Here is a 24,866-nt window from a genome sequence, read left to right on the forward strand (position 1 = left end):
GCATATGAAAACGATCCAAATTGAATTGCCCCCCTGTTGCAAAATCTTTATGATGCTACTTCATTTTACCAGTTTATTCCCCAAAAAAATATAGGAGAATTACCCTTCATGTAATGGTAATTCTCCATGAATATTTTACAACAATATCCATATTCATCATCTTTTTGTGGAATATTTCATAAAGTACAAGGATATTGGCTACAATAATACAACCTTATGATCGATGAAAGTGGAATGGAATATAGGGCCAATGATAATTTTCTGACGTTTAAAATGGTGGCTGTTAGTGATTCATCCATCATTTGCGCATTGTTTAGTTCGTTATCCACGATAGGACGCGTGCATCACCTTAATACCTAAATATCAAGAAAGATAGAAGGTTGGAAATGGGAAAAAAAGAAAACTATAAATCGCCGGTCGCTGCCTTACTTTGGTCATTAGCCTTACCCGGATTTGGGCAATTATACAATAAAGATTATTTTTTGGGGATTGTGTTAATGGTCTGGGAGATCGTTTTAAATCTTCAATCCCATTTGAATGTAGCAATCCTCTACACGTTAAGAGGCGATTTTCATCTTGCTGACCGGCCGATCGATTTTGAATGGGGACTATTTTACCCATCCATTTTTTGCTATTCATTATGGCAGGCATATAACCAGGCTCATGCGATTAATCGACGGATCCAGCAAAAAGAAAATTCACAGCAGGTATATTTGACAGGCTTTTTTTTCGGCATGGTGACAGGAATGAATTTTGGGATAGCCTGGCATGGCGGGTTCCTCGCTACATATTCACCCATTTTCAAAACCCCGGTTTACAGTGGCATAACATTGGGACTGATTGGGGCTGTGATCGGCCATCTGTTGGAACTTCTGTGCAAACGTTTACGGTCTTACAGCAGAACAAAGGGATGAGACCCTGAAATTTTGTCTGGCGATTGGCCTATCCCAAGGTTTCTGGCAGGATAAATCAGTGGGCTAGCGTTTATTCATCGTACGCGGTAATACATCAGCAATTTCCATTTTTTGGTCAAATAAAAAGAGGATGCCCGTGTCAAGCGCAAGCATGGGACATCCCTAGTGCAAACTTATCTATTATTCCTTTATTCGTACGGCTACTTTACCAAATTGCCTGCCCTGCTCGAGGTAATTCATTGCTTCCTTGGCGTCATCCAAGGCAAAGGTCCGGTCTACCACGGGATGAATTTGATGTTTTTCTATAAACGCAAGCATATCCCGAAGTTCTTCCCTGCTCCCCATGGTGGAACCAATGAATTGATATTGACCGTAGAAAAAGTCACGTAAATTCAAGTTGACCGTATCCTCTGTTGAAGAGCCAAAGACAACGATGCGGCCACCCTTTTTCAAGATTTCCAGTGATCGGTTAAAGGTTGCTGCACCAACACTGTCGATGACCAGATCGATGGTTTCATTTTTCAATTCTTTCGCCCAGTCGCTGGCAGTATCAAGGGCAATATCTGCACCCAGCTTTTTCGCAGCCTCCCGTTTTTCTTCACTGCGGGAGGTAACAATCACACGTGCTCCCAGTGCCTTGGCAAAAGAAATCAGATATGTCGCAACACCGCTTCCGGCTCCAGGAATAAACACCGTCTGTCCCGCTTTTAATTCTCCTTTGGTAAACATCGCCCGGTATCCAGTTAAAGCTGACAGCGCTAAAACACCCGCTTCTTCCCACGTCAGGTGCTGTGGCATTTTTTCCACTTGATCTGCTGAAAGAACAATCTTCTCCGCAAACGTCCCATTGTCAGGCATGCCCAAAATATCAAATGATGCTGGTGGGGCAACACTATTTTCGTTCCATCGTAGCGACGGATTAATAATTACTTCATCACCCTGAGCAAATTGCGTTACACCAGTGCCGACTGATTCAATGGTACCTGCACCATCGGAACCAAGTACCAAGGCATCCGTTTCCTGCCCCCGGCGTGTTGGAATAAATAAATCGCGGTGGTTTAATCCGGCAACCTTAAGCCGTACGATTACCTCCCCGGCACCCGCCTGTGGTTCAGTAATATCTCTAACTGCCAAATCTCCATGTTGATGAACAAAAGCCTTCATTGCAATCAACCCTTCCGTGTATATGTATTAAAAATTGTTACTAGTTTTTTCCCAGCATCGCGAACAAAATCGATTATAAGTGCGTGTTCAAAAAGGAGGATAAAAAGGACCGAGAAGTTCTAGGCGGCGTAGCTTTGAGCACCGGAGTGTACATAAAAGGTACATGAGGAGCGGAAAAGCAAGCCAACGAGCTTCAAAGGAAGGCCGACTAAAAACGGGCTTTGCGCCCAACGTCGGCATACCCCTTTTGAAGGGGCATGTCATTTTTACCGGACTTTTTGAACATCCTCTATAAGCAGCAGCCTCGCTGGGTAACGCTTTATTTATGATAATGTTCGCATATGTAAATGGTATTTATCAAGTAATCGGATCGCTTTTCTGAATATAATTGTGGGTTGGAAGTATGCCTCATAGAGAGAATGCCACAACGATGTTGACGTTACACCCGTTTTGGTTGATATGACTGTTCCCAAGAAATTGATGGATGTTTCCTGGCGGTTTATCAATCGGGTTATCACCAATTTCGATAAAATGCAGGGACAAAGGAACCACCCTCTGTCCCTACAGCAGGAGTATTGCAACTATGGTAGAGATGACGAGTCCGAGCATAACTGGCAAGAAGTTTTTACGAACGAGGTCCATGACGGATACACCACAAAATCCGGCAATGGCAATGAGTGAGGACCAGGCAACAATTGTTCCGCCACCAGTCCAAATAGCCCCCATTTGGCCGATAGCTGCAAGTGTGCTGGCATCCAATCCATCTTGTTGTAATGAAGCGGCTAGTGCACCTGTTAATGGCAACCCAGAAAAGCCAGAACCATCCAGTCCGGTAATAATCCCGATAATTAAGACACTAAATGCTGCAAGTAACGCACTATGCGGCAGGAATTCCTGTGTTGACTGCACAAGGTCGAATAAAAATGATGGTGGGTTTTTCTCGATTCCCAAAATACTTCCAGCAAAATCCGCACTACCAAGGAAGAAAAATCCCGCAATCGGAATAACCGGGCCCATCGCCTTAAACGCAAACACAAAACCATCTGTTATGTGATTACTAATATAATCCAATGCATGTTGTCTTCCAAAGGCGACTGTTGACAACAGCAATAATATAACAGCCACACCACCGATAAAAGCTGCCCCATCACCACCTTCAAATCCGCTCATTCTGCCTGAAGAAAGCTTCGTGAAGACCATATAAATGACGACACAAATCAATGCCAACGGAACAAGCACAGCAAAAATTTTACTCCACGCTGATAAATGTGTTGCATGCGGTTTATTCGTTGATTCCGTATCTATTTGTAATGCTTCCAGTTCTTTTTCAATACATTTTTGATCAAATTTATTATCCTGATTACGCATGTGTTTACGGTGGAGGAAATAGACGGTGACAATAGCAATTCCACCAGTTATTAGTGATAATATCAATGCCTGATCCGCTACAATACCTGTTTCAATTCCAGCTGATTTTGCAGATAAGCCCGGTGCCACCTGTACAATGTAATCAGACGAAAGTGCCATCCCCTGGCCAGCTAACGCAATCGCAACCGCGGCTGTCATGGCAGGCAACCCTGCTCGAACGGCTGCCGGAACAAGTAAAGCACAAATAAGCGGAACGGCTGGTGTTGGCCAGAAGAACAAGGAAATAACATAAGTGATGGCGACCAGAACAAAATAGGATACATGCCCATTAACCATCATCTTTTGAATCGGTTGCACCATCCGGCGATCCGCACCAAGATCATGCAACGAATGCAACAATGCGATCATAAACGTGATGATCAGGAAAATGTTAAACAATTCTTTAGCAGCAACCAGGTTCGCATGAAAGATGGCTGTAAATCCGTCAATGACATTCCCCTTATACACGAAGGCAACGATAAATGTCCCCAGTAAAGTCGGCAACACAACGCCACGTTTGAAAATCATGGTCAAAATAATTAATAACGTAAAGGTCCCATATAACCAATGCGATATTGTCAGCCCCATTGAACCCTTCCTTTCTCACTACATGTGCTATAGCCTATGCAGCAAAGCACATACAGGTGAGAAAAGCGAGATATGGAGATGGTCCAAAACTACCGCCAGCCCGCAACCCGAACCGTATCTACTTAAACACTCAGATGAACATTTAACGGCGATTTTGTGCCATTTGTCGGCGATTTCAATTCATCATACGGCGATTCTCACTTAATTCCTCAACCCACCTCGTCGTTTTCTTTGGATTTTTCCGATTTTTCAGCACATGAATAACATAATAATTTCCCGTCTATTTGTTCTCCATCAAAAAATCCATTCTCACCATATACGTTTTTCCCACATGATTGACATGATCCAATGAGTTCGCGCACGATTTACCCACCCCATCTATATTGTTCGTACCTCCTCTACTATAACAAATAATGGGAATATTATCATAACATCTGAACAATTCTTTTAAAGAAAAACCAAACTGCCTATACAGCGGTGAAACCATCATGACTTGCTTCTTGTTCACTACTCATCGGCAAGAACAATCATCCTAAGATGGGAAAACCCGTCAGCATAAAAACTAACAGGTTTTTCTCATTGATAAGTATTTTTAACTGGTAAAATTCCATTCGTGATTTTGGCGATGATGATGTTGAAAAAGACCACACCGAAAACCACAACCATAATAGCACTGATAAACTGTAAAATAATGCTGACAATATCATTTGGAATGATATCCATTACCAAATTCATCCAATAATATAAGAAAACACCACCAATTCCTACCAAAAGGATAAACGTCAGTACCACACCACTTATCTGTTTAACCGTCAGTTTATGCCATACCTCCTTGTGCTTTAAGGCCGCATAGACTGAATATACAATTAAAACAATCACCAACATTGCTGTACGATTCATATGCTAATTCTCCTTGCTATTTTGCTAGTGAATGGGTATCCCCTCTTGAATGGCTCGCTTTAAACCTTGCTGCATGTACCCGATCCCTTTATATTGTAATAGTGGAAACGTTGCGGGAAACGAGGCACCAAAACTTGCCTCAATCACTTTTTTGTATTTTTTCCCTGTTAAAACAATTAATTCATCATATTGATCCAGCTTTTTCATTTTCACCTGTGCTTGTAAACGTTGGGTGGAGATGATTTCGTCACTCTTTTGATTAAACGTTACATCATAAGGGCCGTCGACGATGTCATCCGGGAATAAAAATCCGTGCTTAGCCGATAAAACGACCCAATCATTGGTAAAAATTTCGGCATACCGGCGACACAATGTGTGAAATGTCCCCACGTATGCTTCTTTCGCTGTAACCGCACCAAGTTCCGGATGTTTATCCCAAACTTTCTTGATCCCACACGGAATAATACTTAATTGTTTCATAGCCATCCCTCGATTTTTTCTTGTCGTCCATGAAATTATAAAGTGAAACTTCAATCAGTGAAGGTTTTCTTTATCTCCTCACTTTTCATTCCCGGATTACCCTTAATTTCTTGAAGTGGGTATTACCGCCAGTTAATGCGGAAAATTTTTTGATTGTGGATAATTGGACAATGAGGATAAACCACGTCCGAACCGTCTTTGCGCTTACAACACATATCCTGGTTCATCCTGTTCGGGTACATATTCCCCATTCAAACCATTACGGAGGATATAGTCCAAAAAATCGTTCGTTTCCAACAAAGACAGTTCCTCATTATCTACTATAACGCGCTCAATACGAAATGCTTTGTCATCTTTTTCAGCAGCAAAGTCAATTTGAATCTCATGTCGCTCATTATCCATTTGTTTTTCCCCATTGTACCTCACAACGGCAGTATCGGAATCATCTGCCACTTCTTCCCATGAACCATGCTCAAATAGATCAGCAAATAATTCATCAACCGTTTTATCCGGTAATTCGTCAAAGGTACCATGTTGAATACTGCTAACTATATCAACCTGCTGAGGAATAAAGGATGTCGGGACGCCATAGACAAGTATCATTATCATAATCGCCAATAAAACACCTAAGAAGCTGGTTCCACCTTTTTGCTTCAACGCTGCCTGCTTTATTTCTGATGGCTGCTCTTTATCCCGAATTATGGAAATCTGTTTCATTGTATGTTTCCGATAAAGGTGGTTTCCATAAAGACCCAGAATCACCATCACGGCAAGGTTAATCTTATAATCAACTGGATCGTAAAATAATCCCGTAGTTTCCGTGGTATACTCATAACCTGCTAGATACAGAATAAAATCAATTGCTAAGAAAATAAGCGCAATCACAAATATTTCACGGTACATTTTTCGGTAGCCCAGCCAGAAAATGCTTAAGAAAAAAGCCGCAAAATTCCGGGAGAAAGAATTACCTTTGTCTTGCATTTGCTTCCATTTACCTGAATAAAAGGGATAATTACTTCCTACAAAATTTTGAACGTCCACTTTCCATAACTGCGAATCATTATTTTCCGTGCTATCTTGTGCTGCATCTGCAGGTGTAACTGTCGCCGCAAGCGAATCCTGTTTTTTTTGGCCGCAATTCGCACAAAAATTTGCATCTCGATCCAGCTCCGTGCCACAATTCGTACAATACACGAAAACCCTCCCTTTCCTTTTTTAACCACCGATAAGCAACCAATCAATCATATTATAGCATTTCCTGATACCATTTTACGATCACAATCTGTTTTTGTTTAAGGGACAGACTTATGTGGAAAAACTAATAGATAAGTTGACAATATTAATTTATCATTTTATACTTGGTGTTGAAAAGTAACCGATGTATTAAAAATCACTTAACCAGGAGGAATACAAATGGCAAAAACAAAATGGACAGTTGATCTAGCGCATAGTTCGTTGGAGTTTGTTGTCAAACACATGATGATTTCGAAAGCAAAAGGGGCATTCAACGAGTTCGAAGCAAACATAGTAGCAGATCCGGAAGATTTGACCGATGCAGAAATCGAATTTACCATTGATGTCAACAGCATTGATACGCGCCAACCCGACCGCGATGATCATTTGCGATCAGCCGATTTCTTTGATGTGGAAAATCACCCTAAAATGACATTCAAAGCTACCGACATCACTAAAAAGTCGGAAAATGAATATGACGTCACAGGTGATTTTACAATTCGTGGCACAACCAAACCAGTAACATTTTCCGTCGAATATGAAGGTCAGCACAAAGATCCGATGAGTGGTGATACAGTTGCCGGTTTTAGTGGAACAACTAAAATAAGCCGAAAAGATTTTGGTTTAACCTGGAACGTCGCCCTGGAAACCGGCGGAGTTCTCGTTGGTGACGAGGTAAAAATCAACATAGAAATCGAAGCACATCAAGCAGAATAAGCGTAGCACAGAGCCGGCCAGCCCGAAAGCGGTACACAAGGGCGGCTCTTCCCTTGCCCAAGCGGGACACAGAGACGGTTCCTTCGTCCCACCAAAAAATGGGAATCGCTGATAGAACACATGAAACCGCTGATAGAAGTGAAATAATCGCTGATAGAACACGCAAAACCGCTGATACAAGTGCAAAAGTCGCTGATAGAACAAACAAAACCGCTGATAAAAAACGCTATACAGCATCAGCGGCTCTACACTACTCCCGCCAACAAGGACAGGAAATTTACTTTCCTGTCCTTGTTTAATCTTTAATTATTCATTCAGACAATCCCCCAGTACTATACATAAGTAATGGGACGTTTGAAAAGCAGATATTTAAGGAATACACACAATAGAATGGTTGTACAAGAAAGCAAGCGTGCCAGTTAAATGATACCGGCTAAGAATGCCACGTCCTGTACGCTAGCCGCTAGGTGCTGAAGCTAACAAACAGATATAGAAGGAGGAACATGATCATGGGATTGAATGTTGCACAAAAATTAATCCGGGATCATCTCGTTTCCGGAACGATGAACAAAGGAGAAGAAATCGGACTGAAAATCGATCAAACGTTAACCCAGGATGCCACAGGGACAATGGTGATGCTGGAACTGGAAGCGATGGGACTCGATTATGCCAAAACAGAAGCATCTGCACAATATGTGGACCATAACCTCATCCAGGTCGACAACAAGAATCCGGATGACCACCTGTTTTTGGAAAGTGCCGCTCAACGATTCGGACTGCATTATAGTCGGCCAGGCAATGGTGTCAGCCACCCTGTCCATATGCAGCGATTGGCAAAGCCCGGAAAAACATTGTTAGGATCGGATAGTCACACATGTGCCAATGGTTCGATGGGGATGCTTGCCATGGGTGCTGGTGGAATCGATGTAGCCATGGCCATAGCTGGAGAACCAATCTACATTAAAATGCCGGAAATCTTTGGGGTGAAGCTTACTGGAGAACTTCCAGATTGGGTTAGCGCCAAGGATGTCATTCTGGAAATGCTGCGACGCTATGATGTCAAAGGCGGCGTAGGGAAAATTATTGAATATTATGGTCCCGGGTTAAAGCACTTAACCGCTATGGATCGTCACGTTATTGCCAATATGGGTGCAGAACTTGGCGCAACCGCAACAGTATTCCCATCTGATGAGGCGGTAAGAGATTTTTTAAAAGCGCAAAATCGGGAAGATGATTGGATCGAGTTATCCGCAGACTCGGATGCTACTTACGACTTGGAGGATACAATTGATCTTTCCAAATTGGAGCCAATGGTGGCCAAACCGTCAAGTCCTGGAAACGTTGTAAAAGTTAGTGAATTAGAAGAAACACCGATATATCAAGCCTATATTGGTTCCTCGGCAAATCCGGGTTATCGTGATTTTGCCATCGCAGCTGAAATGGTTAAAGGAAGAAAAATTGCACCGGGGTTATCATTTGATATTAACCCAACATCAAGACAAATGCTAACAAATTTAGTGCAAGAACTGCATATTGCCAGCCTGCTGAAATCCGGTGCCCGTCTCCATCAAGCTGGCTGTAATGGCTGCATTGGCATGGGGCAGGCACCCGCTTCCGGTCGCAACAGTCTGCGTACGACACCACGAAATTTCCCGGGGCGTTCTGGAACCAAAGAGGACAGTGTTTACCTGGCAAGTCCTGAAACAGCGGCAGCATCGGCATTAACAGGAAAAATCACCGATCCCAGAACACTGAAGATACCCTATCCAAAAGTTACCGAGCCAACATCAGGTAACGTTGATGACCGGTTAATGGAAAAACCGCTGCCATATGCTGAGGCGCAAAAGGTCTCTCTTGTGAAGGGTCCAAACATTGTTTCGATTCCGGAAATGGATCAACTTCCTGATACACTAGAATTGCCGGTCTTATTACATGTCGGGGACAATATTTCCACAGACGAAATACTTGCTGGTGGGGCGCGGGTATTACCATTTCGGAGTAATTTACCGGAAATCAGTAAATTTACGTATGAACAAATCGATCCAACCTATTATGACCGCAGCATGAAAGTTAGAGAAAAAGGTGGCCATGCGATCGTTGGCGGCTACAACTACGGGCAAGGCTCAAGCCGTGAACACGCCGCACTCGCACCACGATATTTGGGACTGCATGCGGTTATCGCCAAAGACTATGCCCGGATTCACTGGCAAAATCTTGTTAACTTTGGTGTATTGCCACTTACTTTTTCGAGTGTTGCAGACTATGATCGTCTTGCACAAGGTGATGTGCTTGAATTCACCAATTTACGGGACACGATTCAAAAGCAACAGGAATTTGAAGTGTCCGTAAAAGGCAGGAATGACAAAATCAAGGTACAGCATTCCTTATCCAAACGGCAGGTGAATATTCTCTTGCAAGGCGGACTCATCAACTGGATTCGGATGAAACAGCAATCTTAAAACGAAAAGCTGGCAGCCATGAAGGGGGCCAGCTTTTCTATCTTTGCACTTTGAAATTTAGCTATTGATCATTTTTACATATTTCTCTTCTATTTTGTGCTTCTTCTTTGTGTCGTTTGTTGCATCAAAAAATGCAATAACATCAGCATACGCATTTTCCAGCAATTCACGGTCACCAGTTTTCTCCAATTGTTCAATAGCCCGTTCATAATTAACCCCCGCACGATGTTTATCAGCTTTGGTCTTATGTTCCAGACAGTAAGCATACTGCATATATACCATTCCCAGTTTACGAACCGATTTATCATGTGATTTTTTGTACATGTCAATCGCTTGTTCATAATAAGGAACAGCTTCATCGAGCAATGATTGGTCAAAGTGATAGAAAGCCATTTCAATTAACGTCTCCGCATGAACAATGGTGCCCGCCAGTTTGGAGTCGGCAATCAGTGGCAGCACTTCCTGCAAATAGCGGTATGCTTGTTCATCATCATCCCGGGTCCCATGAATCTTGGCCAGACTAACCATGCTATTAATTTTCATTTCGAGATGATCATCGGCTAAGTCCACTGCCTTTTGCAAATACATGATTGCCGGGGCATGTTCATTTTTTGCAGAATACAACATCCCGATTTTAAAATGTAAATACAGAATCATATACTGGTCGCGAATATCGTCTTCCTGAAAATAGGTCAACCCCTGTTTGTAATACTTAATTGCTCTGGTGAATTTCTCCAGCTTCTCTTCTGATTCACCTAGTACTAAATAACCACGGGCAAGTTTCATCCGATCCGGTTCTTCTTCATCCTCCATCCGCTTCACTGCTTCAGATAAAATTCTCCTGGCCAGTTTATAATCACACATAAAGGCAAGTTCTCCATATATGACAAGTTCACTCCCCGACAAATCATTTGCTGACGCATACAATTTGTTCATGATGACAGACGCCTGCTTATACTCCGCACTCCTTTGTCTATTTTAACCTAACCGAAATTAAGTCTAAAATTAATCAAAGACCTCTTCTCTGTTACCAAGAAGAATGTTTGTTTCAACCCTCGGATTTACTTCCCGAGGCCAGCAGATGGGGTCAAACCACAAGCAATCTTTGCCTGTTTAAAATCCCACCACACTGTATACATAGGGGATTCCACACCTATGTAGCCTGCGCGAGGCAATATCTTTTTGGCTTTCTTTCCGATATTAACTGTACTGTTGATATCCCTTGAAAGCATGGTACCACAGTTTACACATGTAAAGCTGCGAATAGATGGATCTTTTTTCTCCTTATTACCGCAGACACAACAGGTTTTGGTTGTATCCCGTTCATCAATCTTTTGATAATATTTACCGCTTTTTGCCTGCACCCAGTTCAAAATACTCCTGAATTTACCGACTGGTGTTTGATTTAACATGGCCCTTCTCATCGTCCCGTACTTTGCCACATCGGGAGTTGGAGTATAATCACCAATGTAAATGGCATCGTAACGCTTGGAAAAATAATGCGCATAGCTAAATAACAGCGTCTTCATTTGTTCTCGACGTTTTAATTGCGCCTTTTCCAAAGCATGATTGAGTCTCTTCCAACGTTTGCTTGGCTCAAAATACGTAACATTTGGGGTGCATACCAGTTTATTAAACTTTTCACATTTGTCCCGTTTTGATTTGATTTCATCGATTCGTTTATCCCAATACTTCAACAGTGCATTCATCGATTTCAATTCATATGATTTTCCATCACTGCCTAATCCCACCGCCAGATTCTTATGGTTGGGATCAAATACAATAAACGATTGTTCCTTCACCTTGGTGATTTCCTTGGCATCTTCTATTGTAAAAATGGCATAATACGAATCCAGATCCTTTGTGATGCGAAGGGTTTTGATTCTCTCCGTTTCGCTTAGTTCTACCGCTTCCACAAGTCCAACTTTGATTTTGATGGTCTTCTTAGCCTTTTTATCTTTTTTCTTTAATTCCTTATGTTTTTCATCTGTTAACTTGCCAAAACTTAAGGAAAGCAGATTGGTATCTAATAATTTAAAACCCTTTTTTGGTTCATCATAATATAGCGAAAACCACTTCTTTTTCCATGAACGATATTTTGGTTTCTCATTCATTAATTTTGGATCAAAAAATCGTTCATAGGCATCTTTTAACCGTAATGCCGTATTTTTCAATGGGGAGGAATGGACTTTAAACAAAAATGGGTTTTCCCCTTTTATTTTCGGTACTTCATTCCTCAGGTTTCTGCCGGAAAGCAGTTTTTTCTTTTTTCCATTGCGATAGTCTTCCTCCACCGCATCCAGCAATTGATTGTACAGCCAGTTGCACATTCTGGATTGAGAATCGAGTAACTGCTTGTTTTCCTTTGTAACCACCAATCGTACCTTTTTATTATACGTAAGCATGGCCGTTGTCCTCAATGACCTGTTTCACCGCTTGTTGCAGTTTCTTTCGCTTGTGACTTCTGCTTCCATACAAGCGGCTGCTGAAGACAGTAATAATGGAAAGCATATCCTCGACTAACTCCTGCTCATATGTTTTATCCTCTGTATGGTTGACGATTTCAATTTTCACATGATGGAAGGCACATATTTGTTCCAACAATTCATAGCCAAAACGTAGTAACCTATCCTTGTAGTTGACGACAACTTTCTCCACCTGATTGCTTTGCACCAGCCGGATTAATTCCTTTAGCCCCTTCTTATCGTCATTCAAACCACTACCCAGATCTTTTATAATACGAAACTGATATCCATTTGCCGAACAATACTGCGAAACGGTATGGACCTGCCTTTTTAACTCTTCCTTTTGGTCCGATGATGAGACACGGCAATACCCAATAACAATTTTGTCTTGAAGTGGTTTCAAATCACGCTTGATAGCACTAAGGTCTTCTACAGCATATCTTCTATGGCCACCGGTGGTTCGAGAGGATGTTATCTCCCCCTCTTTCTCCCACCTTCTTAATGTAGTGGGATGAACACCAAGTATGCTGGATGCTTCATCGATGGTATACATTTTAGCGATCCTCCTTATTTTATTTCTACTTACAAGGTTCGACATAAAATGCAAGAATCCTGCTAAAAAGTAATTAATTTTAAATAATTTAGATTAAACTGTTTTGGAACCCCTATTTGTGCATGACTGACCGCTTCTATCAACAATAACAACTGGACAAGTTGCGGGTCATCACCATATTTTTCCCGGTACTCAGCTGATTTTGCCAACACGTTGGGAAAATGGTCTTGTTTAATTTCCTTAAGAAGTGTCAGCAGATCGGCCTGATTGGTTTCATTTTTTACTTGCTCAAACTGTTCTTCCAAATTTAAAATATCCATATTTGCCATGGCGATATCTCCTATCCGTTACGTAAAAGTTTCCTATCTTTATTGTAACGTAAAATGTCGACTTATTACTCCTATCACCATTATTGTCATGAAATACTCAAGAATTAACTTCATCGTCAAACAGGAGATCCATGTTATAATGAAATAGAAGTAGAGATAGGAGGAATATACCATGGTCATTTATTACGATAGTTTTTGTCCGATGTGTACGAACAGCTCCATTCTTTGGAAAAAATTAGACCTGCATCATCGCCTAACCTTTTTCTCATTTCGTGATTTAGAAAACTATCCGCAAGCAATGGAAGAAAAATTGCATGTGAAGCATGATGGAAAATGGTTTGCCGGATATAACGCCCTTATTCAAATCGTCAAACAGCTGCCATTATTATGGATCATGCTTCCTGCCATGTATTTATTGAAGTGGATTGGGCTTGGGGACTTTCTCTATCAAAAAATTGCTAAAAACAGAAAGCTCATTCCTGTCAACCAATGCCGTGACGAATCATGTCCAATTCCGGATAGAAAATAATTTATGTTTATTGTTTAGGCGTATCCGCAGAATAAACCTGAATCGCCATCTGCCCGTCAATTGCCCTGGCTCTAATCAAAATTGGTTGATGGGATTTATTGGCAAACACAAAATCAGGTCCATACCAACTGACTGTCGCATCCCGTCCAGGCGGAACATATGGCACACTTCTACTGTGAGAATAGCGCTCTACAATCTCAATACCATTAATATCAACCGCATTATATAATGTCGAGGATACTTGGCAAATACCCCCACCAATATCTTCAGCCAATTCACCCTTTACAATCACTGGGGCACGCATATACCCTTTTTCTTTTGTCCGCTTGCCAACCACTTTGTTAAACGAAAAAGTCTCATCCGGAAGCAAAACATAATTATTAATCGCTTCAGCAGCCAACGCAATATTATGAGAACGCTCTTTATTGCTTTCCTGAAACCGTGTCACATAACTGCCAACTTTCTTTTCCCGGATGGTCGATAACAATTCACTATCCACTTTTGGGTATACCAGCCTTTTGGGAATCTCCAATGTGGTTGGCTTTCCCTCATAAAAAAACGCACGAAATTGCCGATTAAATTTTTCTCGATCCAGTACATACCCCGGCTTTTCCGGAATAATTTCGCCCCGATCATTAATCATTGCGTCAACGGGTTCCTTATCAATCTTTTGTGCAATCGTATCAAATAATCGATCCAGCTTTTTCTGTTCAATAAATGGTCCGTCCATAAAAGGAAACGAATAGTGATCCCGTGAGATAGTTGTTGAAATTTTATCATGATCGGTTACCGTTAATTCATTTGCCATAACGGTTATTGGTGTAAATACGAACAGTAAGGAAAATATAATTGATTTCATCGTTCAGCCTCCTGTACGTAGTATGGAGCAAAACGGGGTTTTCATGAGAGAATATTGGGATATAAAAGCAAAAAAGCCCCTCAACCATTCAGTCAAGGAGCTTTTTTAAATGATGTTTTGATGTTTTATTAACGGAAATCACGTGAATCTTCCATGCAACGGCTTGCACATGCATATCCAATGATTGAAGCAATTGCCGCTAAAAGAAAATATAATGTACCTTTTTTCATGCTCATGAGCCTCCTATTTTCTTCATAAAGTGAAACTTCATTCAGTGGTGGTTCCTTTTCTCCCCCACTGGGCTTTTATATTCTTATTGGCTTTTTACGACTAAAACGGACGCACTTTACCTTTTTTAAGCAACAATTTTGGACCGCCTTGCAAGAACAAAGAGCGGTTATCGATTACTTTTTTCATCGTAGCTGCTGATTTGCCGTATAATTTTGTACCAGAAAAGACAGTTCCCATCGCATCTTTTACGCCAAGTGATGCAACCGTACCTTTATCATCAAAGACAAAGTTTGTTAATGGTTGATGATGCAGAAGTGCTGCAATATTATCAGCACAAGTTGTGGCATGCTGCATTGCTGCCTGGGCAGTTGGCGGGAATGGACGACCTTCTTTTTCATTCATTACCCATGCACAGTCACCAAGAATGAAAATGTTATCCTCACCAGGTGCACGCAAATCACCATTAACCGTAACTTTTCCTTTCGTTAATTCAAAACCGGATTTTTTAAGAACTGGGTTACCTGTTACACCACCAGTCCAAACGATGGTACCTGCTTTAATTTCCTCATTATCATCACCAACAACAAAGCAATTCTTTTTACACTCTTTAATTGGTGCACCTTCCCGGAATTCTACCCCGCGTTCCTGCAAGGATTGTTTCGCATAGGCAACCAAGTCTTTATCGAAACCAGGCAGGATCGATGGTGCCGCCTCTACATTGATGATGCGTACTTTACTACGATCGATATCATATTTTTTGCATAGTTGCGGAACACGCTCAGCCAATTCCCCAACATATTCGATACCGGTGAATCCACCACCGCCGACAAGAATGGTTAAACTGTCGTCGTTTTTTTCTCCATTATTTTTATATTGCGCGAACTGATATTCCATATGGTCGCGGATTAACTGACAGGAGTCAATGTCCTGAATAAAGAAGGCATTTTTTTCCATACCTTTAATTCCGAATGTGTTCGTAACGAAACCAAGGGAAATGACTAAGTAATCATAGGAAATCTCACTATTTTCCAGGACAACCAGATTATCGTCTTTTTTCACTTCAACAACGTTATCATAAATCAAACGAACGCGATTTGGATTTATAACATCGCTGATCATGAAACGAGCCTGGTTATGATTAATCGTACCCGCTGCTACCTCATGTAACCAAGTAGTTTCATAATGATAATTGTGTTTATTGACAAGGATAATCTCTGCCTCATCTGCCCCAAGTTTTTGTGTTAATTTTTTTGTTGTCATCATGCCGGCATAGCCTGCACCAAGAACAACAATTTTTGGTTTGTTCATAAACTTGTCCACCTTTCATTTTTTGTAGCTGCAATAGAACATATAATTACAATCTATTTATGTAACAATACATCCATCATATCAAAAATTTTATAATTAGGCTAATGAAATTATATGCTAACTACAAAGGCGGAAGCGCCCGGTTAGCAACGTACAAACTGGAGCACTTCACAATGAGATAAAGGAAACACGGTGAGCTGAAAGCGAGCCGATGTTGACTTATCGTAGTGGAGAAGTGTGAAGTTTGCTAGTTGCTGGGCGCTGTAGCCAGACGAGGCCTGCCTTGGCATGAGCAGGATAGGGGCTAGATTTTATACATTTGCACCCTTGAATAAGGGAAAGTTTGCTATTTTAATTACACCAATAGTTTCAATTTATACCAATTTCGCGAGGTGGATGATGGAAAAATTATATATTAAAACGGATGATCCAGCGGTTGTTCCATTAAGCCAACAAGATCCTATCATGGGGAAATTAATTTCGATTATCGGCAACTTGGAAATCGCATTACGTCCAAACTATTTTCATTCGTTAGTCAGATCCATGATTGGCCAACAAATCTCCGTTGCGGCGGCAAGTGCCATTTATAACCGACTTGATACGCTCATGGAGCATGACATTACCGCTGAAAAATTATTGCTGGCAGATGATCAATCATTAAGTGAGATTGGATTATCCGCACGTAAGGTACTGTATTTGCGTGATCTTGCTGAAAAAGTGTCCAGTAACGTACTAAACCTCGAAGTGCTGGATGGACTGGATAATAATGAAGTGATCAAGCAACTTACCAGTATCAAAGGCATTGGCAAATGGACAGCGGAAATGTTTTTAATTTTTTCGCTCCGCCGAATGGACGTGCTATCACTCGATGACATCGGGATTCAGCGTGGAGCTAAATGGCTGTATCAGGTAGATAAGTCATACCGCCGGCAAATTTTAATCGATAAGGCTAGTTTGTGGGATCCACACTTTTCGATTGCCTCTTTTTATTTGTGGGAAGTCGTGCATCTAAACTTTGAAAAGCTCTATTCATCAATTGACGATATTGGAGATAGTCACCCGCCGCTTTAATGCGGTTAAAGCAGCGGTGATCTCCATTTTAAACAGGGCGGACGGTTATTTCATTCACATTAACATATGCCGGCTGTGTCACCGCATACACAATTGCCCGGGCAATATCCTCAGGCTTCAGTGGCTTGCGATCAGATGGAGCATCAGAGGAAATTTCTGTATCGACCATTCCAGGAGAAATATTCGTTACGCGCACACCGGTCCGAGCCAATTCCTTTTCCATACTCATGGACAATGCCCGCACAGCATACTTGGTGGCACTATATACCGCACTCGTTTTGGCGATTTCATGACCGGAAACGGAGCAAATATTGACAATATGTCCGGCTGAACGCTCCAACATACTTGGTAAGGCTGCATGAACGCCGTAAAGTACCCCCTTAATATTTACATCGATCATCGTTTCCCAAGCTTTGACATCACCTGAACGTATGCTTGAGGAAAGAACCGCTCCAGCATTATTAACGTAAATATCAACTTGTCCAAATTTTTCAACTGCCGCTTGAACCAAAGCATCGACATCACTTTGTTTGGATACATCCGTCACTACTGAAATGGCTTGTCCATCGCCCTTATCGTTGATTAATTTGGCGATATGATCCAACCTATCTTTTCGTCTGGCAGCTAGCACAACATTTACCCCTTCTCCGGCCAAATACTGCGCGGTCATTGCCCCAATCCCACTACTTGCACCTGTTACAATTGCCGTTTTCCCTGTAATATTTTCCATTTATGAAAACCTCCTTTTTTAGGATCAGTCCCCACCTCCCCCATGTATTAGAGAAGTAAAGATCTGATCCCAATTATGTTATTTTCTTTTGACAAAGGGAAGTAACTTGCATACAATATTAGTATATGAAAATATATACATGTATTGATTATCAATCGAAATGGGGTATCAGGATGGAAAAACAGGAAAAAGCGTACACGGATCTTGATGAAGAAACACTTTTCGTCGTCTCACAAACTTTTAAGGCTTTAGGAGATCCAACGAGAATTCGAATTCTGCATTTGCTGTTTCATAAAGCGTGTTCAGTTAACGAAATTGCCAAGAACCTGCATCTGAGGCAATCAACCGTATCCCATCAATTACGTTTTTTGAAAAATTTACGGCTTGTGACATACCGACGGGAAGGAACGACATTGTATTATTCGCCTGATGATGAACATGTAATGGATATGCTGAAACAAACCATTGAACATGCTTGTCATAGCTAGTTTGGATGGGAGGCTTTTAGATGGGACACGATCACGGTCATGATCATACACATGGCGCTAATAAAAAGGCTTTAACAATTAGTTTCATCATCACAACGACCTATATGATTATCGAAGCGATCGGCGGATTTTTCACCAATAGTCTCGCTTTATTATCAGACGCCGGACATATGCTGAGCGATTCAATCTCATTAGGTGTTGGTGTACTTGCTTTCATTATGGGTGAAAAAATGGCCAATCACAGTAAAACGTATGGCTATAAACGATTTGAAATCCTGGCTGCCCTATTTAATGGAATTACATTGGTTATCATCGCCGGTTATGTGCTTTACGAGGGTATTCAGCGGTTTACTTCACCTGCAACGGTTGCCTCAACGGGGATGTTAATCATTGCTACCATCGGGTTGCTTGTCAATGTTACAGTTGCCTGGATATTAATGCGTGGGGACACGGAAGAAAATTTAAACTTACGCGCAGCATTTCTGCATGTTCTTGGCGATATGTTAGGATCAATCGGTGCAATCCTCGCAGCACTTTTGATCATGCTCTTTCAATGGGAGTGGGCCGATCCGCTTGCTAGTATGATTGTAGCAGTACTTATTCTGATCAGCGGTTTTCGTGTTGCCAAAGATGCCATTCATGTGCTGATGGAAGGTACTCCAAAAAGTATTGTACTTGATGATATCATTGCAACCATTGAGAGTGTTTCCGGCATCGAAAGCATTCATGATTTGCACGTATGGAGCATTACCAGTGGACAAAACGCTTTATCCTGTCACGCTGTCGTTGATGATAAGTTAACGATTCATGACAGTCAAGCTTTATTACGAACCATTGAACATAAGCTGGCACACAAAGGGATTGGTCATGTTACCATTCAAATGGAAAATATCAGTCACCCACATAACAACACGTTAATGTGCCAGCAACAGGATGAGCATTAAAAAGGAGCATCCCCATTACTGAAGGGATGCTCCTTTTTCGATTCTATCGTTTGGGCGTGACTTTCTTGGACTTTCGGAAATTTCTCTTGCGTCAGTATGATTCCCTATTTTGATTAGCGCCACCCGGAACATTTACTATATTCTAGTGATGATTTTCGTCCCGCTCGTTTGACTTTTCCTCGGTCTCGATCAACTTTCGCGTCCGGCTCGATCAACTTGCATCATACCCGATAGAACTACTTTATGCCCGTTTCCGAAATAAGCTTATCAGTGCTAACAAAATCGCTACTACTGATAAAATCACAGGTAACCAGCTGCTCGTACCGGATCCGGATGTTTGCTGGTCGTCAGCTGTTTCATGAGCCGTATCGGTCCCGGCTGTATTGTTCCCATGTGGTGAAACTGCATCTCCTTTGACTACCTTGGTTACAGAAGCCGGTTCATCTGCATCAGGTGCGCCATTCCATTCCACAACCGATCCATCATCATATGTCTGATACGCTTTCCAGCTGAATTCTCCGGGTTCACTCGGGTTGGCCGCAATAAATGGAAACTCGATGAATTCATTTGGTCCGATTCCTTTATCCGCTGCTGTCCAGGTCACCGATGTAATCATATCATTATCATCTTTTTTTAATTGGTAGTCCCAATCTTCCATCGGCTGAACAGAAATAAGATTGATTCCATCCGGGACCTCCAGCTCTACTTTTGTTGTATGAGCATCCTTTTCTACCGGAATCCGTACTGTATATTTTTCGTATGCATTTGTAGAACTTTCGCTTGGGTGCACCGTGACATGGGCTTCAGCGATTGGTGCTATAGCCAACAGGAAAATTACCGCCATAACAGGAATAGTCCATATCGTCTTGTTTTTCATGTAAAAAATCTCCCTTCTTTTCAACTATTGCCATTTCCCGCAATAAAAATATCATCCGTCCATTCTTTTTCCTCTCCATCGGGATATGAAGCAACGATATTAAGGCGCCAGGTTCCTGACATGGAGAACGGTAATGTCACAAAGTAATCACCGGACTTTCCTTTTTTCGCCGGGAACGGACCAGCTTTCATCCCATGATCCGGCATCGAAATTGCAATATTTATTTTTTCAGGCTTCTTTCCGTCTACATTGCCAATGCTGGCTGTCAAGATTTGTTCGCCACGCTGGAGCTTATCAATGTGGATTTGTGCCTCTACTTGATCTGCAGTTAACGTGCTATCATATGATTTGACCGCGACCGGATAGGCGGTTTGACTCATCCACACACCCAATAAGATGACAGCCAAACCAATTATCCATTCCACACGAACGACCTTTTTTGTCGTAAAGCTCCCCCGCTTTTTCCATGTTAACGTTTGGAATAATGCCAAACCCAGCATAACAATAGTGAAAATAACTTTTAGGAGCAACAACGTACTCCAGCCCATCCAATCAGTAATCACCGCCGTCCAGCCTGTTTGAAGAAAGACCATGATGATCCCGGATAAAACGACCAACCCGGATGCAACCATCATCTTATATACAAAAAAAGGTCTGAATTCCTTCCATGAAACATCTGTAGCCTGTTTTCGATGCCAATGGATAAGTAGAATCACATAACCGAGTGCACCAAGCCATAAAGCAATGGATAACTGGTGAATGATCCGGGGTATGACGGCAAGATAGGGGTTTTCGATTCCCCATACATGCCCTCCAAAGGCTGGAATAACAGCTAACGCGAACCACATAAATAAATACCAGCCATTAACCATTCCCGGAATACATAACAAAACAAGGAAAAATAGTTGGGTAAATAGCATAAGTACAAAAGGAAATTCCGTTAATATATCCCATCTTCCGTTAAATACCATTTGCACCAAACCCGGCGGAAGCTCCAGTGCATAAGTAATGAGTTCTCCAATTGTTGCCAGAACAAGCAAAATCATTGCGATAGTTCTGCCCCGTCCAAATAAACTGGTAAGACCAGGAAAACCTTGCCTTTCTGCCAGCCAGCCAAACCAGAATAGGCCAGCTCCAAGTAACAGCAAACCCTGTGCGATCGTCCGGGAAACAATCAGTGATGCCTGTCCCCCATTACCTGCAACAGATTTAACACCGCCTTCTGTCGCCTTCCCAACCGCAAAAACGTAGGAACCACTAACCGGATGGCCGTCCAGTGATACGACGCTCCATTTTACTGTATATGTACCTTCTTTTAATTTTGGCAGGGAAAATTCCAGAAGTGGAGCTCTCACTGATCCACCCCCATCCGGATTTCCGTTAAACACCGGTTTTGCATTCCAATCATAGATGGTAACTGTTGCTAAATCCTGTTCAACTGGCTCATTAAAACGCAATTTCAAGGTCGGTGGGGAATCCTCAGTAACTACCTTCTCCGCTGGCGTTGTTTCCAGTAAAGTAGAATGTGCCTCTGCGGCGGGGGTGTAAAGAAAGGCAAGTCCAAAGGCAAATAAAAGTACGATAAGCATGGCACAACGGTTCATCACCTTCTTATGAAACAAATAAGTTCCTGTATGATTCAATCAGACTCACCTTCCTTCCCTATTCTCGATCAACTTTCGCGCTGTCTCGATCGACTTTCTCGCAGTCTCGATCAACTTTCTCGCAATCTTGATCAACTTCCGCATACTCTCGATCAACTTTCTCGCACTCTCGATCAACTTTCCCGCACTCTCGATCAACTTTCTCGCCACATAACCTGTCCTTCACCAGATAAATTTCATCAATTGAGCTCTATTTCTTTTCAATCGTGATTGATTTTTTCGGCATCGTATGCAAACCTTCCGCGTCGACATGGGAATACATTTCAAAAACACCTTCATGATCAAACGTTACCTTTTTGGAATATGTTCCATCGTTATTATTGTCTGCGTCCACTTTGGTGCTATTATCTTCATCGCCTTTTTCCCAATATTCAAAAACAACATCATCTGCATTTTCAACCTCGTCCCCACCATAGGTTACTGTTGCTTGCAATTTTACTGGTTCTCCCACTTTTGCCGTTTCCGGAACCGCGAAATCAACATCAAGCATTTTTACCTCGTCCGAATCACTGTTATTATCATCATTGCCACACGCTGTCAGTACAGCCATGGTCAACAGTACGATCGCTAAAACATACTTTTTCATTTTAATTCCCCCCATGAAGCCAATTCTTTCATAAAGCCAAACAAACGTTAACATAAATGTACCAATAACGTATCGTTTAAGCAATGGAGATTGTGTGAACACGGGGCTATTCAAAGGAATTACAGGGTATGTACAGATTAGCTAGCTTTGAAATAAAGTTTTGATCAAATTTATCTTTAAATCTATTAACAACTAATTTCAAGTCATATTCCTCGCCTTTTTGCAATATGATTCACTATCAACTGTTTTTGTAGGGAGTGATAGTATGACTGATCAATCATTAATAACCCAGGAAACTTTGGCCAAATACTATAAACTTAATAGAAAGAAGAAGGAAATTGAAAAAGAAATGAATCAGCTGAAAAACTTATTTAACACGTACTTTGATCAACAGGTAGGCGCCAATACAAAGGGGGAAATTACCGATGGCGGTTACAAACTGCAACGACAAATTCGGACAACTGAAAAATTCAATGAGCAAATGACCGTTGACCGGCTGGAGGATTTAAAGCTGAATGATTTGATTAAAGTCGTGAAAAAACCGGACAAGGAAAAAATAAATTCGGCGATTAGTTTGGGATTATTGGACGAAAAGGATCTGGACGACTGTAGAGATACGACCTATACAGCGGCGATTACGGTTAGGGAAGTGTAAGAGAAGCGAATAGAAAAATGTAAATCTTCCAACCACAATTGTCCGGAAAAACAATTGACACATCACCAATATCCTGCAATAATAAATGCAACAAGTTTACACGGTTACCTTTAATTCAGTCCTGTGAGGCTGGCAAGGTGAACAGATACAAGTCTGTTATTGTGATAAAATATGAGAGCCATCTCTTTATTTCATCTTCCTAAAAACACCTTGCCATACATAGGCAGGGTGTTTTTTCGTCATCACACAATCAAAGCAACCGTAGTTCAAATTAAAAGGGAGAATAAGAAATGGCACATAAAGAAATCCAGGTTCATGAACGTTTACCTATCTTGCAAAGCTTACCATTAGGAATTCAGCATTTATTCGCTATGTTTGGCTCCAATGTCTTGGTACCGGTACTATTCGGCATTGACCCGGCAACCATTCTATTAATGAATGGCGTTGGCACGATTATCTATCTATTGATTACCAAAGGAAAGATCCCTGCTTACCTTGGATCCAGTTTTGCATTTATATCCCCTGCCTTCGTTATTTTAAACCAGTATGCAGGTATATCCGGATATGGTTATGTGCTTGGCGGTTTCCTCGTAGTTGGTATCATCCTCTGTGTGGTCGGCGGGATCGTCAAACTCATAGGCACAGCATGGATTGATATTATTTTTCCACCAGCCGCAATGGGTGCGATTGTTGCGGTGATTGGGCTGGAATTGGTCCCGACTGCAACGGAAATGGCTGGCTGGATTGCCCCGGCGGACGCTGATGCTGACTGGGCGATGGATCCGAAAGTTGCCCTTGTTGCATTGTTAACCCTGTTAATCACCATTATCTGTTGGGTTACATTGCGAGGCTTCTTAAAGATTATTCCGATTCTGATTGGTATTATCATCGGCTACATGATTGCCTATGCTTTTGGATTGGTCGATTTTACAAAAGTGCAGGAAGCTGCCTGGATCACGATGCCAACATTTTATCAAATGAAAATCGACTGGTCGGCAATTCTTGTTATTTTACCTGCCGCTCTGGTTATCATCCCAGAGCATATCGGCCATTTGTTTGTAACAGGTAATATTGTTAAAAGTGATCTAACGAAAGATCCCGGGCTCGATCGGTCATTATTCGGAAACGGGATTTCAACAATTGTTTCCAGTTTTATCGGTTCTACACCAAACACAACTTATGGAGAAAATATCGGTGTACTCGCGATTACCAGAGTATACTCGACCTGGATTATTGGGCTGGCTGCGATATTTTCTATTATTCTATCGTTTTGTGGTAAATTGGCCGCCCTTATCTCATCGATTCCGTCACCAGTAATGGGTGGGATTTCGCTACTATTATTTGGAATCATTGCCGCGAGTGGGATTCGCATGCTGGTAGAGGCAAAAGTGGATTATAGCCGCTCACAAAATTTAATCCTTACCTGTGTGGTTCTTGTCATCGGCATTAGTGGTGCTACCGTAAAGCTTGGCTCTGTCGAATTAACGGGTATGGGGCTGGCAACGATCGTAGCAATTATTCTTGGTTTGTTCTTTAAATTGCTGGACGTGTTGAAACTATCGAATGAATGATACAGAAAGAATTGTACATGGTTTACAGTTCACCAAGGAAAGATTTGAAAAGTTGTATCAATGTTTAAGATTAACATCTAGCCGCATTTTCTCTTTGAAAAAAATGCGGCTGTTTTTAAAAATAGTTTTGTCTTTTTATAATTA

The 24,866-nt window shown here is 41.7% G+C and carries 26 protein-coding genes; 10 read left to right on the plus strand and 16 right to left on the minus strand.

Annotated elements, in window-relative coordinates:
• The first annotated feature begins 386 nt into the window (after positions 1–386).
• On the plus strand, positions 387–914 hold the full coding sequence (locus O2S85_RS11490; RefSeq protein WP_269409475.1) for a hypothetical protein: 528 nt from the start codon (positions 387–389) through the stop codon (positions 912–914).
• A 180-nt stretch (positions 915–1,094) separates the two neighbouring features.
• Here the strand turns inward: O2S85_RS11490 and O2S85_RS11495 are convergent, their stop codons facing one another.
• The 6 genes from O2S85_RS11495 to O2S85_RS11520 form a co-directional block, all read right to left on the minus strand.
• Positions 1,095–2,078: a zinc-binding dehydrogenase gene (locus tag O2S85_RS11495; RefSeq protein ID WP_269409476.1), complete on the minus strand. Its 984-nt coding sequence runs from the start codon at positions 2,076–2,078 to the stop codon at positions 1,095–1,097.
• A 561-nt stretch (positions 2,079–2,639) separates the two neighbouring features.
• Entirely contained in the window at positions 2,640–4,073 is a 1,434-nt protein-coding gene (locus O2S85_RS11500) for a hypothetical protein (RefSeq protein WP_269409477.1), read from the minus strand.
• 209 nt (positions 4,074–4,282) lie between these two features.
• Complete coding sequence (locus tag O2S85_RS11505) at positions 4,283–4,435, minus strand: hypothetical protein (RefSeq protein WP_269409478.1); 153 nt, start codon at positions 4,433–4,435, stop codon at positions 4,283–4,285.
• 214 nt (positions 4,436–4,649) lie between these two features.
• The gene (locus O2S85_RS11510; protein WP_269409479.1) at positions 4,650–4,973 is read right to left on the minus strand and encodes a hypothetical protein; all 324 of its coding nucleotides are present in this window, start codon (positions 4,971–4,973) and stop codon (positions 4,650–4,652) included.
• Positions 4,974–4,997: 24 nt separating this feature from the next.
• Complete coding sequence (locus tag O2S85_RS11515; RefSeq protein ID WP_269409480.1) at positions 4,998–5,453, minus strand: DUF6884 domain-containing protein; 456 nt, start codon at positions 5,451–5,453, stop codon at positions 4,998–5,000.
• A 204-nt stretch (positions 5,454–5,657) separates the two neighbouring features.
• Positions 5,658–6,647 (minus strand): DUF2628 domain-containing protein, encoded by a 990-nt coding sequence (locus O2S85_RS11520; RefSeq protein ID WP_269409481.1) that lies wholly within the window; start codon positions 6,645–6,647, stop codon positions 5,658–5,660.
• Between the two features lie 219 nt (positions 6,648–6,866).
• Here O2S85_RS11520 and O2S85_RS11525 point away from each other — a divergent pair, with 219 nt between their 5' ends.
• The 3 genes from O2S85_RS11525 to O2S85_RS11535 all read left to right on the plus strand — a co-directional run bounded on the left by O2S85_RS11525 (position 6,867) and on the right by O2S85_RS11535 (position 9,862).
• On the plus strand, positions 6,867–7,403 hold the full coding sequence (locus tag O2S85_RS11525) for a YceI family protein (protein WP_269409482.1): 537 nt from the start codon (positions 6,867–6,869) through the stop codon (positions 7,401–7,403).
• 53 nt (positions 7,404–7,456) lie between these two features.
• Positions 7,457–7,702, plus strand: a complete 246-nt coding sequence (locus O2S85_RS11530) for a hypothetical protein (protein WP_269409483.1) — start codon at positions 7,457–7,459, stop codon at positions 7,700–7,702.
• A gap of 210 nt (positions 7,703–7,912) precedes the next feature.
• On the plus strand, positions 7,913–9,862 hold the full coding sequence (locus O2S85_RS11535; protein WP_269409484.1) for an aconitate hydratase: 1,950 nt from the start codon (positions 7,913–7,915) through the stop codon (positions 9,860–9,862).
• Positions 9,863–9,919: 57 nt separating this feature from the next.
• On the opposite strand, the gene O2S85_RS11540 is transcribed toward O2S85_RS11535, so the two are convergent.
• The 4 genes from O2S85_RS11540 to O2S85_RS11555 form a co-directional block, all read right to left on the minus strand.
• A complete protein-coding gene (locus tag O2S85_RS11540; protein WP_269409485.1) occupies positions 9,920–10,798 on the minus strand; it encodes a tetratricopeptide repeat protein in 879 nt (292 codons plus the stop codon).
• A 125-nt stretch (positions 10,799–10,923) separates the two neighbouring features.
• On the minus strand, positions 10,924–12,267 hold the full coding sequence (locus O2S85_RS11545; protein WP_269409486.1) for an RNA-guided endonuclease InsQ/TnpB family protein: 1,344 nt from the start codon (positions 12,265–12,267) through the stop codon (positions 10,924–10,926).
• On the minus strand, positions 12,254–12,925 hold the full coding sequence (locus O2S85_RS11550; RefSeq protein WP_269409487.1) for an IS607 family transposase: 672 nt from the start codon (positions 12,923–12,925) through the stop codon (positions 12,254–12,256). Before O2S85_RS11550 ends, O2S85_RS11545 begins: the two co-directional genes overlap by 14 nt.
• A gap of 17 nt (positions 12,926–12,942) precedes the next feature.
• A complete protein-coding gene (locus tag O2S85_RS11555; protein ID WP_269409488.1) occupies positions 12,943–13,209 on the minus strand; it encodes a hypothetical protein in 267 nt (88 codons plus the stop codon).
• Positions 13,210–13,381: 172 nt separating this feature from the next.
• Between O2S85_RS11555 and O2S85_RS11560 the strand changes: the two genes are divergently transcribed.
• Positions 13,382–13,738 carry a thiol-disulfide oxidoreductase DCC family protein gene (locus tag O2S85_RS11560; RefSeq protein WP_269409489.1) on the plus strand — a complete coding sequence of 119 codons (357 nt, stop codon included), beginning with the start codon at positions 13,382–13,384 and terminating at the stop codon, positions 13,736–13,738.
• 7 nt (positions 13,739–13,745) lie between these two features.
• Here the strand turns inward: O2S85_RS11560 and O2S85_RS11565 are convergent, their stop codons facing one another.
• A complete protein-coding gene (locus O2S85_RS11565) occupies positions 13,746–14,597 on the minus strand; it encodes a VanW family protein (RefSeq protein ID WP_269409490.1) in 852 nt (283 codons plus the stop codon).
• A gap of 330 nt (positions 14,598–14,927) precedes the next feature.
• Positions 14,928–16,136 (minus strand): NAD(P)/FAD-dependent oxidoreductase, encoded by a 1,209-nt coding sequence (locus O2S85_RS11570; protein ID WP_269409491.1) that lies wholly within the window; start codon positions 16,134–16,136, stop codon positions 14,928–14,930.
• A 396-nt stretch (positions 16,137–16,532) separates the two neighbouring features.
• On the opposite strand from O2S85_RS11570, the gene O2S85_RS11575 reads away from it, so the two are divergent.
• Positions 16,533–17,207, plus strand: coding sequence for a DNA-3-methyladenine glycosylase family protein (locus tag O2S85_RS11575; RefSeq protein ID WP_269409492.1), 675 nt, complete (start codon positions 16,533–16,535; stop codon positions 17,205–17,207).
• Between the two features lie 28 nt (positions 17,208–17,235).
• Here O2S85_RS11575 and O2S85_RS11580 read toward each other — a convergent pair whose 3' ends face one another.
• Positions 17,236–17,937 carry an SDR family oxidoreductase gene (locus tag O2S85_RS11580; protein WP_269409493.1) on the minus strand — a complete coding sequence of 234 codons (702 nt, stop codon included), beginning with the start codon at positions 17,935–17,937 and terminating at the stop codon, positions 17,236–17,238.
• A gap of 173 nt (positions 17,938–18,110) precedes the next feature.
• Between O2S85_RS11580 and O2S85_RS11585 the strand changes: the two genes are divergently transcribed.
• Both O2S85_RS11585 and O2S85_RS11590 read left to right on the plus strand, forming a co-directional pair.
• A complete protein-coding gene (locus O2S85_RS11585) occupies positions 18,111–18,425 on the plus strand; it encodes an ArsR/SmtB family transcription factor (protein ID WP_269409494.1) in 315 nt (104 codons plus the stop codon).
• Positions 18,426–18,445: 20 nt separating this feature from the next.
• Complete coding sequence (locus tag O2S85_RS11590; RefSeq protein WP_269409495.1) at positions 18,446–19,369, plus strand: cation diffusion facilitator family transporter; 924 nt, start codon at positions 18,446–18,448, stop codon at positions 19,367–19,369.
• A gap of 241 nt (positions 19,370–19,610) precedes the next feature.
• Here the strand turns inward: O2S85_RS11590 and O2S85_RS11595 are convergent, their stop codons facing one another.
• The 3 genes from O2S85_RS11595 to O2S85_RS11605 all read right to left on the minus strand — a co-directional run bounded on the left by O2S85_RS11595 (position 19,611) and on the right by O2S85_RS11605 (position 22,496).
• The gene (locus tag O2S85_RS11595) at positions 19,611–20,246 is read right to left on the minus strand and encodes a YcnI family copper-binding membrane protein (RefSeq protein WP_269409496.1); all 636 of its coding nucleotides are present in this window, start codon (positions 20,244–20,246) and stop codon (positions 19,611–19,613) included.
• A gap of 20 nt (positions 20,247–20,266) precedes the next feature.
• Complete coding sequence (locus O2S85_RS11600; protein ID WP_269409497.1) at positions 20,267–21,889, minus strand: copper resistance CopC/CopD family protein; 1,623 nt, start codon at positions 21,887–21,889, stop codon at positions 20,267–20,269.
• Positions 21,890–22,100: 211 nt separating this feature from the next.
• On the minus strand, positions 22,101–22,496 hold the full coding sequence (locus O2S85_RS11605) for a FixH family protein (protein ID WP_269409498.1): 396 nt from the start codon (positions 22,494–22,496) through the stop codon (positions 22,101–22,103).
• A 265-nt stretch (positions 22,497–22,761) separates the two neighbouring features.
• Between O2S85_RS11605 and O2S85_RS11610 the strand changes: the two genes are divergently transcribed.
• Together O2S85_RS11610 and uraA are read left to right on the plus strand one after the other, a co-directional pair.
• Positions 22,762–23,151: a hypothetical protein gene (locus O2S85_RS11610; RefSeq protein ID WP_269409499.1), complete on the plus strand. Its 390-nt coding sequence runs from the start codon at positions 22,762–22,764 to the stop codon at positions 23,149–23,151.
• Between the two features lie 290 nt (positions 23,152–23,441).
• Entirely contained in the window at positions 23,442–24,722 is a 1,281-nt protein-coding gene (gene uraA / locus O2S85_RS11615; protein ID WP_269409500.1) for a uracil permease, read from the plus strand.
• Positions 24,723–24,866: the final 144 nt, after the last annotated feature.

Origin of the sequence: Lentibacillus daqui (assembly GCF_027186265.1) — a bacterium.
Taxonomy (GTDB): domain Bacteria; phylum Bacillota; class Bacilli; order Bacillales; family Amphibacillaceae; genus Lentibacillus_C; species Lentibacillus_C daqui.